Origin of the sequence: Bacillus sp. JJ1609 (assembly GCF_036967045.1) — a bacterium.
Classification (GTDB): Bacteria; Bacillota; Bacilli; order Bacillales; family Cytobacillaceae; genus Mesobacillus.
Genome location: NZ_JBALSS010000019.1, coordinates 1 through 16,883, shown reverse-complemented (window position 1 = coordinate 16,883; position 16,883 = coordinate 1). Strand labels below are relative to the sequence as shown.

The following is a 16,883-nucleotide window of genomic DNA, read 5'->3' as shown; positions in this document are numbered from 1 at the left end:
ATTCTGCTCGCATTTAGGACGATTTCCTGCCTGGCAGAGGCGTGATACTGGGAGCTGCATACCTTATTTATTTCCAGCCCAATAAGCTGTAGATGTATAATGACTTCAAATCCCGAAACACACCTGTCACCTGAAATTAATGCCCAACAAAGTATTCATGTTGTATACTTAGGAAGGTGCTATTAATTGGAAAAGCAGGAGGTTGCTTTATGACGATTTCTGAACCGCAGAGGCGTATTTCCGAGCGGGCTTTGACTGTCTGGAAAATATCTGCTTGCCTCCATTCTTTGGTGGTCTGGCTTATAGCGGGCGGTCTGATAACTTTGACTGTTTTATTTGATTGGCCTTATTGGATTATTGGGGCTGCCTTCATGGTGGCAGCTTTATATAGCTATTTATTCATTTTTTTATTGCCGACCCTGCGCTGGAAACGCTGGCGTTATGAGGTCAGGGAGCAGGAGATTGAACTTCAGTACGGGGTATTTATCATTAAGAAAACATTAATTCCTATGATAAGGGTACAGCATGTTGATACCCAGCAAGGTCCGCTGCTGAGGAAGTACCGGTTATCAACAGTAACCGTTTCCACGGCTGCGACGGTCCATGAAATACCCGCGCTTGATATGGAGGAAGCAGAGAACTTGAGGACTTCCATTTCAAGGCTGGCAAGGGTGGCGGATGAAGATGTCTGAACCGAAGAGGCTGCACCCGGTCGCTGCGGTCGTCACTGCTCTCCGTCAGCTGAAGGAATTGATTATCCCGTTTCTGGTATTTGTGGTATTCGGAAGCCGGGGGACGAATTGGGACCAGTTTTATTTTTACGGATCGATCGCTGCTGTTGTGCTTGTATTCGTGTATGGGGTTCTGACATGGTACAGGTTCACCTATCGCATCGAGCAAGGGGAACTTAGAATCGAATATGGGTTGATCGTGCGCAAAAAGCGTTATATTCCTTTTGAAAGAATTCAGAGCCTTGATTTATCGGAGGGTATCTTACAGAGGCTGTTCGGCCTTGTGAAGGTGAAGGTTGAGACAGCTGGATCAGGTGGAATGGGACTGCAGGATGGGGAGGCGGTCCTGACCGCGATCACAAAGCAGGATGCGGAAGAAATACATAATTATTTAGTCTCAATCAAAAGGACTGACAGGCTGGATCTGGACGAACACGAACAGGAAGCTAGTGAGGACGTTCTTTATAAAATCTCGATAAAAGAATTGCTGATGCTCTCTTCGACTTCTGGGGGAGTCGGTGTCGTCATTTCAGCTGTAATGGCATTTGTTTTTCAGTTCGAAGAATTCATCCCTTATGAACAAATTTTTGATGGTGTGGAAACTTTCGTTCAAAGCGGATTCATATTTGTCAGTTTCGTTGTCTTTGCAGGATTTTTGCTGGCTTGGATCATCGCTCTTTTTGGCACGATGCTGAAATACGCGAATTTTACCGTAAGGAAAGTGGATAATGACCTCGTGATTACTAGGGGGCTGCTGGAGAAGCGGCAATTTACAATTCCTTTGAATCGCATCCAGGCAGTCCGGATCAGTGAAAACCTGATCAGGCAGCCGCTTGGCTATGCCTCGGCCTACATTGAAAGTGCCGGGGGCTCTGCCCTTGATCATGAAAGCTCAAAGGTTATCATTCTTCCGATTGTAAAAAAAAGCCGGATACCGGATTTGCTCGAACCGTACTTGACGGATTACCAGTTTCGGAATATGCTGACGCCTGCGCCTTCACGAGCGTATTTTAGATACTTATTAAAAGGCTGGATCGTCATCCTTCCTGTCATCCTTGCGGCCATTTGGTTTTTCAGGCCATGGGGATATGCAGCGCTGGTTCTGCTTGTTGTTTCTGGACTGTGGTCACTCTTGAATTTTAAGGATGCCGGCTGGAGCGTGGACAACGGCATGCTGACATTCCGCTACCGGAATATTGTAAAGAGCACCGTTTTTATGAAAAAAAATAAAGTCCAGTCCTTTAGCGTCAAAGAAAGCTTTTTCCAGCGAAAAAAGAAGCTGGCAACCGTCGAAGCCATCGTAAAATCAGGCCATGGCGGATCGGGGGGCAAGGTAATCGACCTTGAGAAAAAGGATGCTGATATGATTTATCATTGGTATTCGCATGAAACTGCAGAATAAAAAGTAAAAGCGCCAATCCGGCGCTTTTTCACGTCATACGTTTATTAAAGATAGTAGCGCCGATCAGGAATCCGGCAATCAGTCCGAAAATATGGGCTGTAATGTTAATGTTTGATTGGACGAAGGTCATCACAATTCCAATAACGGCAATGGTCATGATCGTCTGGGAGTTTTCCCTGGATAGCATGGCTTTGCGGAAAACGATAATCGCGATATAGAAACCGAACAACCCAAAGATTGCTCCGCTGGAACCCACATGTGTATACGTTAATGGCTCGAGTGATAGTGTGGCGATGTTTGCGGCGATTCCTGTAGCTAAATAAAGCAGGGTGAATTTAGTTCTTCCAAGCAATTGTTCAAGGGCCGGCCCGAATAGGACGAGCGAAAAGCTGTTAAACAGCATATGGGCAAAGCCGGCGTGCATGAAAATCGGGGTGACCAGCCGCCAGTATTCACCATTTACAATGTACAAATTTACGCCTGAAAGCAGCTCGAACATGTATCTGCTTGGGAAGAGTGGTATTGTAGTCGCCAAATATAATAAGATGTGGATAGAGATAATCAATGTAACAATTGGGTAAAACCTGACGAAATCACGAAAGCTTTCGGTTCTCGTAAACATGCCAAACCTCCTGGGTACTAATATATAAAAGCATAGCCTTAATCTCAGATAGTTGTACAATATTTTTTATGCGGAATGTATCTTTTTTAGAAGGAGCAAGAAAAATGATCATAGGAACGGGCGTTGACATTATTGAAATAGGCCGGATCAGGAAGCTGATTGAATCCCAGCCGCGTTTTCCTGACAGGGTGCTTACGGAAAAGGAAAAGACCATTTACAGTACATATAATGAGCGAAGAAGAGTAGAGTTTCTTGCTGGCCGCTGGGCTGCGAAAGAAGCATTTTCAAAAGCAAAAGGGACGGGCATCGGAAAAGAATTATCCTTCCTGGATATTGAAATCGAAGCGGATCTCCATGGCCGTCCAACCGTGACGAAGCCAATGAAGGATGGCGTTCACCTTTCAATATCCCATAGTGAGCAGTATGCGATTGCGCAGGTCATCATCGAAAAAATTTAAAAGCTTGTCATCGCTTGGTCATATTCACCCAGGTTGTCTCATATATTCATAATGCAGTAAGGGAGACAAGGCTAGGCGGCGGGAACATGGCTGCAAAGAGACAACTCAGGCAATCTGCAGTCAGTGTCTTATTCCTGTCCTTTCTTTCCCTTTACACGTTTAAATGAGACTAAAAGGGGTTGGAAGAATGAAGAAAAGGTTGTTGCTGCTTCTCGCCGGGCTCATGGTTATTTTTGCTCTGGCTGCCTGCGGTACAAAATCACAGGAATCTGTGGTTAAGGAGTTGGATGGAACGCTCAATGATTTAAAGAGTTACAAGGCTAAGGCAAAAATGACATTGCAGATGGGTACGGAGCCTCAGGTGTATGAAGTAGAAATCTGGCATAAGGATCCGTCATTTTACCGTGTGAATCTGAAGAATGCCCAAAAAGACCAAAGCCAGATGATTCTTCGCAATGAAGAAGGAGTTTTTGTTTTGACACCTGCGCTGAACAAAAGCTTCCGATTCCAGAGCGACTGGCCAAAAAACAGCAGCCAGGCGTACTTATACGAATCTTTAATCACAGATATCCTCGAGGACAAACAAGCGAAGTTCTCAGCAACAAAGAACCATTATGTTTTTGAAACGAAAACAAGGTACCAAAACAATAAGATGCTTCCGATCCAGGAAATCAAGCTGAATAAAAAGAATCTGTCTCCGGTAAGCGTGAAGGTAATGGATCCTGACCGCAATTCACTTGTTACGGTGGAATTTTCAGAGGTTAAATTCGACGCAAGCTTCGATAAAGACGCATTCGACATGAAGAAAAACATGACACGTGTACAGCTTGAAGTGCCAGTTATGGCAGATGTCAATGACAAGGCATTCACTGTCAAGTATCCAATGGCTGAAATTCCTGGCGTCACATTAGTGGATGAAAAGGAAATCACAACTGAGGATGGCAAGCGAGTCGTCTTAACATACGACGGCGACAAGTCCTTCACCTTGATCCAGGAGAAAGCTGACGCAATGCCGGCAATGTCTTCTCCAATCAACGTGACTGGCCAGCCAGTTGACCTAGGCTTTACAATCGGCGCCATGACTGAAACATCGATTTCATGGACACACCTTGGAGTAGACTATATGCTGGCTTCTGCCGACTTGTCACCAGAAGAATTAGAAATGGTAGCAAAATCAGTGGTTGCCGACATGGAAAAATAAGATTGCGAATGACAGGCTCAGAGCAACCTGAGCCTGTTTTTTATTTGGGTGATACAGGTTTTTCGGAATATATTCATTTTTTTCGGAATAAACGAGATGGTTTTCGGAATAAACGAGATTTTTTCGGAATAAATGCATGGGATTCCGGAATATCTTAACTCCTGCTGTCTGCTGAACCATTCCTTAAGTATTAAAGTAGGAAAATGTAAGGGAATTGGACTACACCGATTGAATTTTATGAAAATAAAGGTCTTTCTCCACAAACTATATTAACCATTTGACATTGAACCGATGGAATTCGATAATGGTAAAATAAATAAAATGTTCGGTCTGAAGGAAGTGGAGTTTCGGTGGAGGAGCAAGGATTTTTTTACCGTGATACATGGGCAGAGGTGGATTTGGATCATATTAAAGAAAACGTGAAGGCGATTAAAGGTCACCTGCCTGAAGAGGTTGATTTTATCGCGGTAGTGAAGGCGAACGCATATGGCCATGGGGATTTACAAACAGCAGAAGCTGCGTTGGAAGCGGGAGCATCCATGCTGGCAGTTGCTTTTATGGACGAGGCACTTGCATTAAGGAAAAAGGGGATAACGGCACCAGTCCTTGTGCTCGGCGCAAGCCGGCCAGAGGACGTTAATATTGCTGCGGAGGAAGACGTCATTCTAACTGTTTTTCAGGAGGAATGGCTGGCAAAAGCACGCGAGGTTCTTAAAGGCGATGCTTCCATTTCTCTTCATATAAAAATAGATACAGGTATGGGTCGGATTGGAATACGGTCAGCAGAAGAACTGAAATCGATTGAAAAGTCGATCCAGGAAGATCCGCGGCTCGAGCTTCATGGAGTATATACGCATTTTGCAACAGCTGATGAACTTGATGAAACGTACTTTAAGGAGCAGCTCAGCCTTTTTAAAGAATTGCTCGCGACGCTAGATGAGCTCCCTCCATGTGTACACAGCAGCAATAGCGCAGCTGCCCTCATGCATGCAGATGCACAATTCAATGCAGTCAGGGTCGGTATCGCTATGTATGGATTAACTCCTTCGTTGGAGATTGAACCGGAGCTGCCAGTTCGATTAAATGAAGCGTTTACCCTCCATTCCCGGCTTGTGCATGTGAAGAAGCTTGAAAAGGGCCAGAAGGTAAGTTACGGGGCAACCTATGAAGCGGCAGAAGATATTTGGGTCGGAACACTGCCGATAGGTTATGCTGACGGCTGGATTCGCAGGCTTCAGGGACAGGAAGTATTGATAAATGGTAAACGATCTCCGATTATCGGGCGCATTTGTATGGATCAGTGCATGGTCATGCTCCCTAATGAGGTTCCTGTAGGTACGATTGCCACCCTGATCGGAATGCAAGGGGAAGAGATGATTTCCATCAATGAAATTGCGAAAAGGCTGGAAACAATCAATTATGAAGTTCCCTGCATCATATCTTCACGTGTACCGAGGATTTACAAACAGGAAGGAAAAATAGTGGATTTAAACAATTCTCTGCTTTAAAGGGATGCAACGCTTAAGAAAGTGGTTATTATTATCCAAATATTAACAAACCTATTTTTTTCGCTTAAAACGATGCATAAAACCTTATTTTTTTGGCGGATAATACAGAAGAATTGTTGAATAGCCTTTGCATCTGGGATAAATAGTGATAATATTAGAAATGGTAGAGAGATAAAGAATTTAATAACGGTATGTAGTGATGATGGTGGAGGTGTATGTTTGTGTCTGAATCCAGCGCAACAACTGAGATTTTGGTAAAGTTACCGCAGCATCTATTAAGTGAACTAGATGGATTTGTTAAGCAGGAGAACGTAAACCGCAGCGAATTTATTTATCAGGCTACAAAAATGTATTTGCGTGAGAAGAAAAAGAGACAAATTCGTGAATCCATGAGACGAGGCTATATGGAAATGGCCAAAATTAATCTCACCATTGCTTCTGAGGCATTTCAAGCAGAATACGAGGCAGAACACACAGTTGAACGTCTAGTCAGCGGAGGATAATCCCTTGATTGTCAAACGTGGTGACGTCTATTTTGCGGACCTATCCCCAGTTGTTGGTTCAGAGCAAGGCGGAGTACGCCCTGTACTGGTCATCCAAAACGACATCGGGAATCGGTTTAGTCCCACAGTCATTATCGCAGCGATCACAGCTCAAATCCAAAAAGCAAAGCTTCCAACTCATGTTGAAATTGATGCGAAGCGGTACGGTTTTGAACGAGACTCGGTTATATTATTGGAACAAATTCGCACAATCGACAAACAGCGCCTAACCGATAAAATTACCCATCTCGATGACGAAATGATGGAAAAAGTGGATGAAGCCCTTCAGGTAAGTTTAGGTCTTATTGAATTTTAATTTAAAGTACGCTCTTAGTAAGAGCGTTTTTTTGTAACTGCAAGCATTAGGCCTGGACTCCAGGTCCTTTACATAACGAAAAAAATAAAACGGATGTGTTCTGTGTGGAGGCAAGCTAAAACTTGCCTCTTTTTTTATGCTTTTTTCGTTCGCTCTGTTAAATATGTACAAATTAACGCATTAAAGCAGCGGGGGTCAGACCCCAGGTAATTAACGCATTAACGTGATGGGGGTCAGACCCCCGTCGCGTTAATGTTTGAAAGTGCGGTCGTTCGGTGAAGATTAAACAGTAAATTTAATCCGGTAAAATATTAAGCTCTACAATAAGGAATAGTAAGAATAACTTTTGTCCATTGTGCAGCATGTATGAGGCGTTTTTTTTAATACACTTTATACTTCTGGTTGCCTCTGTAAGGAAACCGTTCTCATTTGGGTTTTTTCTTACAAATATCGCTTTCGCACAGATTATGTCAAATGGTGACAAGTTTACGCCTAAAGCATTGTCGACAAGTTGATTTTATTTGACGAACGGAAACTGTTATCATTAAATGGAGATATATAAACATTGAATTTATGAATAATTTTTTACATTTTTAAGATTGGTTTACATTTGGACGGAAGAGGGTATTATAAAATTTTTGTGTGATAGAATGGGGAGGATGGAATGAACAATACAATTTCAAATTACATTCAGTCTCATAAGCAGGAGATTTTGGATGAGTGGATAAATAGAACAAAGGAAGAGGCCGATGAACGAGTGGTACGCCTTGTATCAGACCGGGTTTTTAATGCCACTAGCAAAGAATTCATCGACTTGATCATTTCGAATTTTAAAGGTTCGAATGAAGAATATCATAATAAACTGACGGATTTTGCTGAAAAGGTCGTCAGGCTTGGCTGGCCTTTGACATTCGTGACCAAGGGTCTCCATACTTTTAACTTAATTGTTTTTGAAGGAATGCAAAAGGAAGGGATCGTAACAAAGGAAAACCAGATGGATGTCATCTACGAATTCGACCGTTGGGCAACGCCCATGAATAATGAAATTGTCAGCGTGTATTCATCTACATGGGAAAGAACAGTTTCCTTGCAAAAAATTGCCCTTCAGGAGCTTTCAGCACCATTAATTCCGGTTTTCGAAGGGATAACTGTAATGCCGCTTGTAGGTACAATCGATACTGAACGAGCAAAACAAATTATGGAAAACCTGCTGAAGGGTGCTGTCAAGCATCGTTCCGAAGTTGTTCTCATTGATATTACTGGTGTACCAGTTGTCGATACGATGGTAGCCCATCATATTATCCAGGCGGCGGAAGCGGTCAGGCTGATTGGTGCTAAGTGCATGCTCGTAGGGATCCGTCCTGAAATCGCACAGACGATCGTGAATCTGGGTATTGATTTAAACCAGTTTACAACTAAGAATAACCTGAAAAAAGGTATCGAAGCAGCTCTCGAGCTGACAAATAAAAAAATTGTTTCTATGGGGGGAGCAAAGTGAGAATACCTATCCTTAAGCTGAATGATTGTCTATTAGTCTCCATTCAATGGGAGCTTGATGACCAGACTGCTCTTCAATTCCAAGAGGATTTGCTCCATAAAATACATGAAACAAGCGCCAATGGCGTGGTCATTGATTTAACATCAATAGACTTCATTGACTCGTTTATTGCGAAAGTGCTTGGGGATGTAATCAATATGTCCAAGCTTATGGGCGCTATTGTTGTCATTACCGGAATCCAGCCTGCTGTTGCCATAACGCTAATTGAATTAGGGATCAGCCTTGATGATGTCCTAACTGCATTAGATTTAGAAAAAGGTTTGGAGAAATTACAACAGGAATTGGGGGAATAGGTGAATGGACATCCAATCCTGCGTTACGATCATAAACGAATGGGACATCGTAGCAGCGCGCCAGCTTGGCCGGAATGTTGCGAAAGAGCTTGGTTTTGGAACAGTTGACCAGGCAAGAATCACCACCGCCATCAGTGAATTGGCAAGAAACATATACTTATACGCCGGCAAAGGGCAAATTTGCATCGATAAATTGTACGACGGCGGAAAAGCGGGATTGCGAATCAATGCAGTGGATAGCGGCCCAGGAATAAAAGAGATTCGCCAGGTCATGGAAGATGGCTTTTCTACATCAGGAGGACTTGGAGCCGGCCTTCCAGGAGTAAAGAGACTCATGGACGAATTCGATATTGAGTCAACTCCAGGACAAGGAACACAGATAAGAGCATCTAAATGGCTCCGATAGGGGGAAACAGTATGGAATTCCGAGAAATGATGGAATCAAAGTATCGGGATATTCTTGACAATTATATTAAAGAGCAATCAGAACAAGCATTGTATGCAGGTCAAAAATTCAGCCGTAAGTCGATTGAGCACAAAATCGCACCGGAAGAAATCATTAGCCTTCATAAAAGCTTGCTTCTTGAGATGTATCCTGAACTTCCAGAAGATATCATGCATTCCTTTGACATTCTCCTTGAGGTCATGATCGGCTATGGTATTGCTTACAGAGAACATCAAAGCTTGAGGCACCAGCAGGAGGAGTTAAGATCAGAAATGGAAATTGCCGCTAATGTGCAGCAAACACTGCTGGGGACAAAAATCCCTACAGTTCCAGGTCTCGATATTGGTGCGATCAGCGTACCTGCTAAGCATATGAATGGTGACTATTTCCATTTTGTCCAAGATGAAAACAATAATATAAGTGTTGCGATTGCGGATGTTATTGGAAAAGGGATTCCGGCCGCACTATGCATGTCCATGATCAAGTATGCAATGGACAGTCTGCCGGAAAATCGTCTTGACCCTAGCAGCATACTCGAAAACCTGAATAGGGTAGTTGAGCAGAACGTTGATCCAAGCATGTTTATCACGATGTTTTACGGAATGTTTAATCCAGACAATAATATCTTCTATTATGCTTCTGCCGGCCACGAGCCTGGTTTTTATTATGATTCTGTGACCAAGGAATTCACAGAGCTCACGGCAAGAGGTTTGCTGCTTGGAGTAGACAAACGGACGAAATATATCCAGTATGAAAAAGAGATTCATGCTGGGGATATGGTGATCTTGATGTCTGATGGAGTTACAGAGTGCAGGACGGAAGAGGGATTCATCGAAAAGGAAACATTAATCGGATATATTAATAAATATATTCACTTAAATGCTCAGGAAATTGTCAATAATATCTTTAGGGAACTCGAAAAACTTCAGCATTTCCAATTGCGTGATGATTTTACCTTAATTATTTTAAAAAGAGAGGTTTAATTCGGTTCCGAACCGGGTAAATCTAAAGAGCAATTGAATTGTAAAGGGTGGGTCAGTTATGAATATTTCGATAGATGTTAAAGATACAGAATCTGTGTTAGCAGTTAAGGTTAATGGTGAAATTGATGCGTATACAGCACCACAGCTACGGGAAAAACTCTTCCCTTTGTCCGAAAAAGAGGGCGTAAAAATGGTTGTTGATCTTTCTGAGGTCAATTATATGGATAGTACTGGGCTGGGAGTGTTTGTAGGAGTATTTAAAAATGTCCGAGCCCATAACGGAGAGTTCAAAATCGTCGGTTTATCCGAGCGTTTGCAGAGACTTTTCGAAATTACCGGCTTGGCTGATATTATCGATATAAACAGCCAGATTGAGGGTGGAGTGCAATGAACCAAGCATTTGACTATATAGAAATGAAAATCCCGGCAAAACCGGAATTTGTAGGTGTTATTCGTTTAACACTTTCCGGAATTGCGAGCCGTATGGGTTTTTCATATGATGAGATAGAAGATTTGAAGATCGCAACAAGTGAAGCTTGCACAAATGCTGTACAGCATGCTTATAAAAATAACGAAAACGGCGAAGTGATCATCGGTTTTGGATTATATGAAGACCGACTTGAAGTAATGGTTGCAGATAACGGCCAAAGCTTTGATTTCCATTCAGCACGCCAGGGGCTTGGTCCTTACGATCAAAACAGTTCTGTAGAATTCCTTCGTGAAGGAGGCTTGGGACTGTATCTGATCGAAACCTTAATGGATGAGGTTCGAATTCATCACAAAGAGGGCGTCACGGTCTTTATGACCAAGTACCGAGAAGGAGAGCAGGTGGAGAGAGATGCAGAGACAATCTCAACCTAAGCAACGTCCAAAAGAAGAGATTAATCAATTAATCAAAGCATACCAGCTTCATGAGGACGCCGACGCCCAAAATGAGTTAGTTCTCCATTATCAAAATCTGGTTGAAACAATTGCCCGTAAATATTCAAAAGGAAGGTCGTTCCATGAGGACATATTCCAAGTTGGAATGATCGGACTTTTAGGCGCAATCCGCCGTTATGATGAAACATTTGGCAAAAGCTTCGAGGCATTTGCAGTTCCGACCATCATTGGTGAAATCAAAAGGTTTTTACGAGATAAAACATGGAGTGTCCATGTACCTCGCAGAATCAAAGAGCTTGGACCGAAAATCAAGACAACTGTCGAAGATTTGACGACACAGCTGCACCGCTCTCCAAGAGTGGACGAAATAGCGGAAGTTCTTCAGGTTTCTGAGGAAGAGATTTTGGAAGCTATGGAGATGGGCAAAAGCTATCAGGCATTATCCGTCGACCATTCCATCGAAGCTGATTCTGATGGAGGAACTGTCACTCTGTTAGATATCGTCGGAAATATTGATGAAGGCTATGAAAAAATCAATCAAAGAATGGTGCTCGAAAAGGTACTCCATGTACTAAGTGAAAGAGAAAAGTTAATTATCCAATATACCTACCTTGATAACCTGAGCCAAAAGGAAGCAGGAGACAAGCTGGGAATATCACAAATGCATGTATCACGACTTCAAAGAAGAGCCATCAAGAAGCTACAAGAAGCAATTCATGCAGAAAACAATAATTCGGAGTATATTACATGATCCAACAGTTCAACGACAAAATTGAACTTTATGCTTACCAGACAATTAAAGAAGGTAAATTAGAGTGCGGTGACAGCTATTTCTATACTGCCACCGATGATTATTTTGTCTGTGTAGTAGCTGATGGGTTAGGTTCTGGGCAATACGCCCACGAAGCTTCTGCGGCGGTTGTGGCTGTAGTAGAGGAACACCATCATGAAGATGTCGATACTCTCATGAAATACTGCAACAATATATTGGTGCAAAAAAGAGGAGCAGCTGTATCGATTTTCAAGGTTTTTTTCGATACAAACGAATTCGTCTACAGCTGTGTCGGGAATATCCGATTCTTCCTCTATTCACCAAACGGCAAGCTGACCTATCCATTGCCTGTCACAGGATATTTGTCAGGGAAGCCGCAAGTATTTCACACCCAGAGATTCGTTTTTGAACCGGAATCAAAGTTCCTGATCTACTCAGATGGTTTTGATATCCACGGGGCAAAATCTTTATTGAAGGGTTACAGATCAGTAGCAGCCATCGCAGAGCAAATAAAAAGCGATTATGAAAACTCAATGGATGATGCAACTTTTATTGTGGGAAGTCTACTATAGCCGGTGGGCTTCTTTTTGTTTTTTATAGGGCTGTTTTCGTAAACCTTGTTGCTTTAAATAAGTTGATTTCCACTCCAGGTACTCGTTTTCCGCGGAAGAATTATGAAAAAGCCCTACCCACAGGAGTCGAGTACCCTCCGTTCCAATCAACTTATTTATCAAGGTATTGCTTTCAAACAATTCAATAAAAACAACAAGCTATAAGAATACAGCCTTTTGTAAAACGAGTGGTGGGAATTTTGCCCCAAACATTTACCTATTCTCATACTCCCTATAAACACATAAGTAATTTTGGTACACTATAAGAAGGGATAAGAGAATACCTTATCCAATAAAGATATGGAGGATTGTCTCTTGAATCAAACGATGGAGAAGCAGGATCAATACGTAAATATCATTGCCAAAGAGCAATCATTAACATCTAAACAAGTGCAGAGTGTTATTTCTCTTATTAATGAAGGGAATACAGTTCCTTTCATTGCCCGCTATCGAAAAGAAATGACCGGCGCTCTTGATGAAGTGCAAATTCGTGACATAGTTGAAAGATGGCAATACATACAAAACTTAGAGCAGCGTAAAGAAGAAGTCATCAGGCTGATTGATGAACAGGAAAAGCTGACGGATGAACTCAGGGCTAGCATAGAAAAAGCAATCAAACTTCAAGAAGTTGAAGATTTATACCGTCCATACAAACAAAAGCGTAGAACGAAAGCAACCGTTGCGAAGGAGAAGGGTTTAGAACCACTTGCATTATGGATGCTCGAGTACCCGGTGAACGGCAGTCTCGAACAAAAAGCTTTTGAATTTTTATCAGATGAAAAAGAGGTAACATCTGCCGAGGAAGCAATTGCTGGGGCAAAGGATATCATTGCAGAAATGGTATCCGATGATGCTGACAGCAGGAAGTGGATCCGCAATGAAACATTCAAATCCGGCTCTATAGAATCCGCGGTCAAGAATGAAGAGCTTGATGAGAAAAAAGTATATGAGATGTACTATGAATATTCAGAGCCGGTAAACAAGGTCGTGCCCCACAGAATTCTTGCCCTTAATCGGGGTGAGAAAGAGGAGCTGTTAAGGGTCTCGATTAAACCCAAAACGGATTTAATCATGAGCTACCTTCAACGTAAATGGGTAAAAAAAGAGCATGCTATTACAACATCTGCGATTATGGAAGCGATAGAGGATGCTTATAAGCGGTTAATCCAGCCATCCATTGAGCGGGAAATCAGGAATGAACTTACGGAAAAAGCAGAAGAGCAAGCCATCCACATCTTCTCTGAAAATCTGAGGAAGTTGCTGCTTCAGCCGCCGTTAAAAGGAAAAGTTGTCCTTGGGGTAGACCCAGCGTTCAGGACAGGCTGCAAGCTAGCTGCGGTAGATGAAACAGGGAAGGTTTTATCAATCGGTGTTATTTACCCGCATACATCCAGTTCGAAAAGCACCGAAGCCCGCGAGAAATTCATAAAAGTACTGAAGGATTATAATGTCGAAATGGTGGCAATCGGCAACGGTACAGCTTCCAGGGAAACAGAACAATTTGTATCTGATATTCTGAAGGAATTAGATACAGAAATTTATTACCTGATTGTCAATGAAGCAGGGGCGAGTGTATATTCGGCATCAGACCTTGCGCGTGAAGAATTCCCGAACTACCAGGTAGAAGAACGAAGCGCAGTTTCAATCGCGCGCCGTTTGCAGGATCCACTGGCTGAACTTGTTAAAATCGACCCTAAATCAGTAGGTGTCGGACAGTACCAGCATGATGTCGGTCAGAAGAAACTCTCCGAATCTTTGACATTTGTGGTCGAGACAGCTGTTAACCAGGTAGGGGTTAATGTAAATACTGCGTCATCTTCTTTACTGCAATATGTTTCAGGTCTTTCAAAGACAGTAGCCAATAACATTGTTAAAAAGCGTGAAGAAGAAGGGAAATTCACAAGCAGAGCGCAGCTTAAAAAAATCCCTCGCCTTGGCTCCAAAACATATGAGCAGGCAATCGGCTTCCTAAGAGTGATCGAAGGTAAAGAGCCGCTTGACCGAACTGGCATCCACCCGGAAAGCTATGGAGAAGTGAAGCAGCTGCTAGACAGTCTAGGTTTTAAAACGCATGATTTAGGAAGTGCAGCGTTGAAAGAGGCATTAGCCAAAATCAATGTCGATCAGACTGCGAACGACCTTGGCATTGGCAAGCTGACACTCAAAGACATCATCGACGCTCTTGTAAGACCGGAAAGGGATCCTCGTGATGAACTGCCGACTCCACTTCTTAAGAAAGATGTTCTTAAGCTTGAGGATTTAAAAACGGGCATGGAGTTACAAGGAACAGTCCGTAACGTAGTAGACTTCGGGGCTTTTGTAGATATCGGCGTTAAGCAGGATGGTTTGGTCCACATCTCTAAGCTAAGCAATAGATTCGTTAAACACCCACTGGATATCGTATCAGTAGGGGACATCGTAACAGTCTGGGTTGACAGTGTTGACCAGAAGAAAGGGCGAGTAGCATTAACAATGCTTAAGCCAGAGCAAGCTTAAATGAAAAGACTGCAGGATTTTTCTTGCAGTCTTTTGTTATGGGGACAAACACTTGTAAGCAAAAGACTTGAAAACCTAATAGCCTTGTTTATTCCTGTAAAAAAACCAGCATTGATTTAGCAGCTTAATTTGGTATCGATTTTTTTCGTAGAAGGCTCGTTTCATTTGATTCTGGAACCAGACAGGCATAACAATACCTCCTTTAGATAATACGAGAAAAGGTATCCTTAATATATGCTATAATGGGTTGTCATGTTTCTATAAAAGGCAGGCGTTTTAATATGATGACAGATCAGCAATTACACAACCTAGTTGTTAAAATATCAGCAGAGCAATTCCATAAGCCATTCAGGCACAGAGCATTCTTTAATCCGAGACTCCGTACAACCGGCGGACGCTATATGCTGCGAAGCCATAACATTGAAATCAACAGAAAGTACTTCGAGCAATTAGGCGAACAGGAATTGATCGGAATCATTAAGCATGAATTATGCCATTACCATCTTCATTTAGAGGGAAAGGGCTACAAGCATCGTGATAAAGATTTCAGAGACCTCATGAAACAAGTCGGGGCTCCGCGATTTTGCTCCATGCTTCCTGAGGAAAAGAAAAAAAAGTCACAACAAAGAATTCTTATTTATCAATGCAGCAAATGTAAAATGGAGTATCACCGAAAACGATCAATAAATACTGCAAGATATGTGTGCGGAAAGTGTAAAGGGAAGCTGGTAAAGGTGAAAGAAATGTTGCTAGAATAGCGTTTTTGCAATGAGAAAAAAACAAATGAAAAACTTTTAAAAACCCGCTTGACTTTTATTAGGCACCTACCTATAATAGTAAGAGTCGACAAGACAACGACACAGTCTTCTGAAGAGGTTTTAAGAAGACAATTAATATTATTCCGCAGTAGCTCAGTGGTAGAGCACTCGGCTGTTAACCGAGCGGTCGTAGGTTCGAATCCTACCTGCGGAGCCATTAATTCTATGGTATGGGGAAGTACTCAAGAGGCTGAAGAGGCGCCCCTGCTAAGGGTGTAGGTCGGGTAACCGGCGCGAGGGTTCAAATCCCTCCTTCTCCGCCAGAACACTTTTATTAATGGCCCCTTGGTCAAGCGGTTAAGACACCGCCCTTTCACGGCGGTAACACGGGTTCGAATCCCGTAGGGGTCACCATCTACTTTCAATACTTCAAATAAATACTGGTCCCGTGGTGTAGCGGTTAACATGCCTGCCTGTCACGCAGGAGATCGCCGGTTCGATCCCGGTCGGGACCGCCATTTTATTGGGCTATAGCCAAGCGGTAAGGCAACGGACTTTGACTCCGTCATGCGTTGGTTCGAATCCAGCTAGCCCAGCCATTTTTGAGCCATTAGCTCAGTCGGTAGAGCATCTGACTTTTAATCAGAGGGTCGAAGGTTCGAGTCCTTCATGGCTCACCAAAGTTTTTTGCGTCAGCAAAATAACTTACATTTCAATAATGCGGGTGTGGCGGAATTGGCAGACGCACCAGACTTAGGATCTGGCGCCGCAAGGCGTGGGGGTTCGACTCCCTTCACCCGCACCATTAATTACCTGTTGATTAATAAGTTGAAATTGGTTATGATATTATCCTGTCATCTATTTGCGGTCGTGGCGGAATGGCAGACGCGCTAGGTTGAGGGCCTAGTGGGGGCAACCCCGTGGAGGTTCAAGTCCTCTCGGCCGCACCAAAAAGTCGTTGACATCCTATTGTGGATGTGGTAATATATAAAAGTTGCTATAAAAAACATATGCGCCCGTAGCTCAATTGGATAGAGCGTCTGACTACGGATCAGAAGGTTATGGGTTCGACTCCTTTCGGGCGCGCCATTATTTTTTCTTCTTAATATCGGGGAGTAGCTCAGCTTGGTAGAGCACTTGGTTTGGGACCAAGGGGTCGCAGGTTCGAATCCTGTCTTCCCGACCATTCAGAATTCAATTTCATATGCGGGTGTAGTTTACTGGTAAAACCTCAGCCTTCCAAGCTGATGTAGTGGGTTCGATTCCCATCACCCGCTCCAATTCATTTGTTCTTTGAAAACTAAA

19 protein-coding genes and 11 tRNA genes are annotated in these 16,883 nt (G+C 42.9%); 28 read left to right on the top strand and 2 right to left on the bottom strand.

All coding sequences use genetic code 11. The features are described from left to right. Positions 1-209 precede the first annotated feature (209 nt). Together V7654_RS14945 and V7654_RS14940 are read left to right on the top strand one after the other, a co-directional pair. Entirely contained in the window at positions 210-692 is a 483-nt protein-coding gene (locus V7654_RS14945) for a PH domain-containing protein (RefSeq protein ID WP_335431309.1), read from the top strand. Continuing rightward, positions 685-2,133 carry a PH domain-containing protein gene (locus V7654_RS14940; protein ID WP_335431308.1) on the top strand — a complete coding sequence of 483 codons (1,449 nt, stop codon included), beginning with the start codon at positions 685-687 and terminating at the stop codon, positions 2,131-2,133. The genes V7654_RS14945 and V7654_RS14940 overlap by 8 nt, the downstream gene beginning before the upstream one ends. 28 nt (positions 2,134-2,161) lie before the next feature. Here V7654_RS14940 and V7654_RS14935 read toward each other — a convergent pair whose 3' ends face one another. Next, positions 2,162-2,755 carry a rhomboid family intramembrane serine protease gene (locus V7654_RS14935; RefSeq protein WP_335431306.1) on the bottom strand — a complete coding sequence of 198 codons (594 nt, stop codon included), beginning with the start codon at positions 2,753-2,755 and terminating at the stop codon, positions 2,162-2,164. A 104-nt stretch (positions 2,756-2,859) separates the two neighbouring features. On the opposite strand from V7654_RS14935, the gene acpS reads away from it, so the two are divergent. The 14 genes from acpS to V7654_RS14865 all read left to right on the top strand — a co-directional run bounded on the left by acpS (position 2,860) and on the right by V7654_RS14865 (position 14,820). Then, positions 2,860-3,213 (top strand): holo-ACP synthase, encoded by a 354-nt coding sequence (gene acpS, locus V7654_RS14930; protein WP_335431304.1) that lies wholly within the window; start codon positions 2,860-2,862, stop codon positions 3,211-3,213. Positions 3,214-3,400: 187 nt separating this feature from the next. Then, positions 3,401-4,414 (top strand): LolA family protein, encoded by a 1,014-nt coding sequence (locus tag V7654_RS14925; RefSeq protein WP_335431302.1) that lies wholly within the window; start codon positions 3,401-3,403, stop codon positions 4,412-4,414. A 350-nt stretch (positions 4,415-4,764) separates the two neighbouring features. Then, complete coding sequence (alr, locus tag V7654_RS14920; protein WP_335431300.1) at positions 4,765-5,922, top strand: alanine racemase; 1,158 nt, start codon at positions 4,765-4,767, stop codon at positions 5,920-5,922. Between the two features lie 221 nt (positions 5,923-6,143). Next, positions 6,144-6,425 (top strand): CopG family ribbon-helix-helix protein, encoded by a 282-nt coding sequence (locus tag V7654_RS14915; protein ID WP_207503024.1) that lies wholly within the window; start codon positions 6,144-6,146, stop codon positions 6,423-6,425. 4 nt (positions 6,426-6,429) lie between these two features. Beyond that, on the top strand, positions 6,430-6,780 hold the full coding sequence (ndoA, locus tag V7654_RS14910) for a type II toxin-antitoxin system endoribonuclease NdoA (protein WP_041967053.1): 351 nt from the start codon (positions 6,430-6,432) through the stop codon (positions 6,778-6,780). Positions 6,781-7,444: 664 nt separating this feature from the next. Continuing rightward, positions 7,445-8,278, top strand: a complete 834-nt coding sequence (locus tag V7654_RS14905) for an RsbT co-antagonist protein RsbRA (protein ID WP_335431297.1) — start codon at positions 7,445-7,447, stop codon at positions 8,276-8,278. Beyond that, positions 8,275-8,631, top strand: coding sequence for an STAS domain-containing protein (locus V7654_RS14900; RefSeq protein ID WP_335376244.1), 357 nt, complete (start codon positions 8,275-8,277; stop codon positions 8,629-8,631). The genes V7654_RS14905 and V7654_RS14900 overlap by 4 nt, the downstream gene beginning before the upstream one ends. A gap of 4 nt (positions 8,632-8,635) precedes the next feature. Continuing rightward, positions 8,636-9,037 (top strand): anti-sigma regulatory factor, encoded by a 402-nt coding sequence (locus tag V7654_RS14895; RefSeq protein WP_335431295.1) that lies wholly within the window; start codon positions 8,636-8,638, stop codon positions 9,035-9,037. An 11-nt stretch (positions 9,038-9,048) separates the two neighbouring features. Further along, positions 9,049-10,059, top strand: coding sequence for a PP2C family protein-serine/threonine phosphatase (locus V7654_RS14890; RefSeq protein WP_335431293.1), 1,011 nt, complete (start codon positions 9,049-9,051; stop codon positions 10,057-10,059). Between the two features lie 58 nt (positions 10,060-10,117). Next, positions 10,118-10,450 (top strand): anti-sigma factor antagonist, encoded by a 333-nt coding sequence (locus V7654_RS14885; RefSeq protein ID WP_207503032.1) that lies wholly within the window; start codon positions 10,118-10,120, stop codon positions 10,448-10,450. Next, positions 10,447-10,920: an anti-sigma B factor RsbW gene (gene rsbW / locus V7654_RS14880; protein WP_207503034.1), complete on the top strand. Its 474-nt coding sequence runs from the start codon at positions 10,447-10,449 to the stop codon at positions 10,918-10,920. Before V7654_RS14885 ends, rsbW begins: the two co-directional genes overlap by 4 nt. After that, positions 10,898-11,692: an RNA polymerase sigma factor SigB gene (gene sigB, locus V7654_RS14875; RefSeq protein WP_335431291.1), complete on the top strand. Its 795-nt coding sequence runs from the start codon at positions 10,898-10,900 to the stop codon at positions 11,690-11,692. Before rsbW ends, sigB begins: the two co-directional genes overlap by 23 nt. Next, positions 11,689-12,285, top strand: a complete 597-nt coding sequence (locus tag V7654_RS14870) for a SpoIIE family protein phosphatase (RefSeq protein WP_335431290.1) — start codon at positions 11,689-11,691, stop codon at positions 12,283-12,285. The genes sigB and V7654_RS14870 overlap by 4 nt, the downstream gene beginning before the upstream one ends. Positions 12,286-12,651: 366 nt before the next feature. Then, positions 12,652-14,820 carry a Tex family protein gene (locus V7654_RS14865; protein WP_438825309.1) on the top strand — a complete coding sequence of 723 codons (2,169 nt, stop codon included), beginning with the start codon at positions 12,652-12,654 and terminating at the stop codon, positions 14,818-14,820. 75 nt (positions 14,821-14,895) lie between these two features. Here V7654_RS14865 and cmpA read toward each other — a convergent pair whose 3' ends face one another. Beyond that, a complete protein-coding gene (cmpA, locus tag V7654_RS14860; RefSeq protein ID WP_207503039.1) occupies positions 14,896-15,009 on the bottom strand; it encodes a cortex morphogenetic protein CmpA in 114 nt (37 codons plus the stop codon). 95 nt (positions 15,010-15,104) lie between these two features. Between cmpA and V7654_RS14855 the strand changes: the two genes are divergently transcribed. The 12 genes from V7654_RS14855 (at position 15,105) to V7654_RS14800 (ending at position 16,858) form a co-directional block, all read left to right on the top strand. Continuing rightward, a complete protein-coding gene (locus tag V7654_RS14855; protein ID WP_335431380.1) occupies positions 15,105-15,578 on the top strand; it encodes a SprT family protein in 474 nt (157 codons plus the stop codon). 142 nt (positions 15,579-15,720) lie between these two features. Beyond that, positions 15,721-15,795, top strand: a tRNA-Asn gene (locus tag V7654_RS14850). Between the two features lie 15 nt (positions 15,796-15,810). Further along, positions 15,811-15,901: transfer RNA gene (locus V7654_RS14845), tRNA-Ser, on the top strand. Between the two features lie 16 nt (positions 15,902-15,917). Further along, positions 15,918-15,992 (top strand) — tRNA-Glu (locus tag V7654_RS14840). Between the two features lie 28 nt (positions 15,993-16,020). Then, a tRNA-Asp gene (locus V7654_RS14835) sits at positions 16,021-16,096 on the top strand. Positions 16,097-16,102: 6 nt separating this feature from the next. Beyond that, positions 16,103-16,177, top strand: a tRNA-Gln gene (locus tag V7654_RS14830). A 5-nt stretch (positions 16,178-16,182) separates the two neighbouring features. After that, positions 16,183-16,258 (top strand) — tRNA-Lys (locus tag V7654_RS14825). Between the two features lie 40 nt (positions 16,259-16,298). Further along, positions 16,299-16,383 (top strand) — tRNA-Leu (locus tag V7654_RS14820). Between the two features lie 59 nt (positions 16,384-16,442). After that, a tRNA-Leu gene (locus tag V7654_RS14815) sits at positions 16,443-16,528 on the top strand. 62 nt (positions 16,529-16,590) lie between these two features. Further along, positions 16,591-16,667: transfer RNA gene (locus tag V7654_RS14810), tRNA-Arg, on the top strand. 20 nt (positions 16,668-16,687) lie between these two features. Continuing rightward, positions 16,688-16,764 (top strand) — tRNA-Pro (locus tag V7654_RS14805). 20 nt (positions 16,765-16,784) lie between these two features. Then, positions 16,785-16,858, top strand: a tRNA-Gly gene (locus tag V7654_RS14800). Positions 16,859-16,883: the final 25 nt, after the last annotated feature.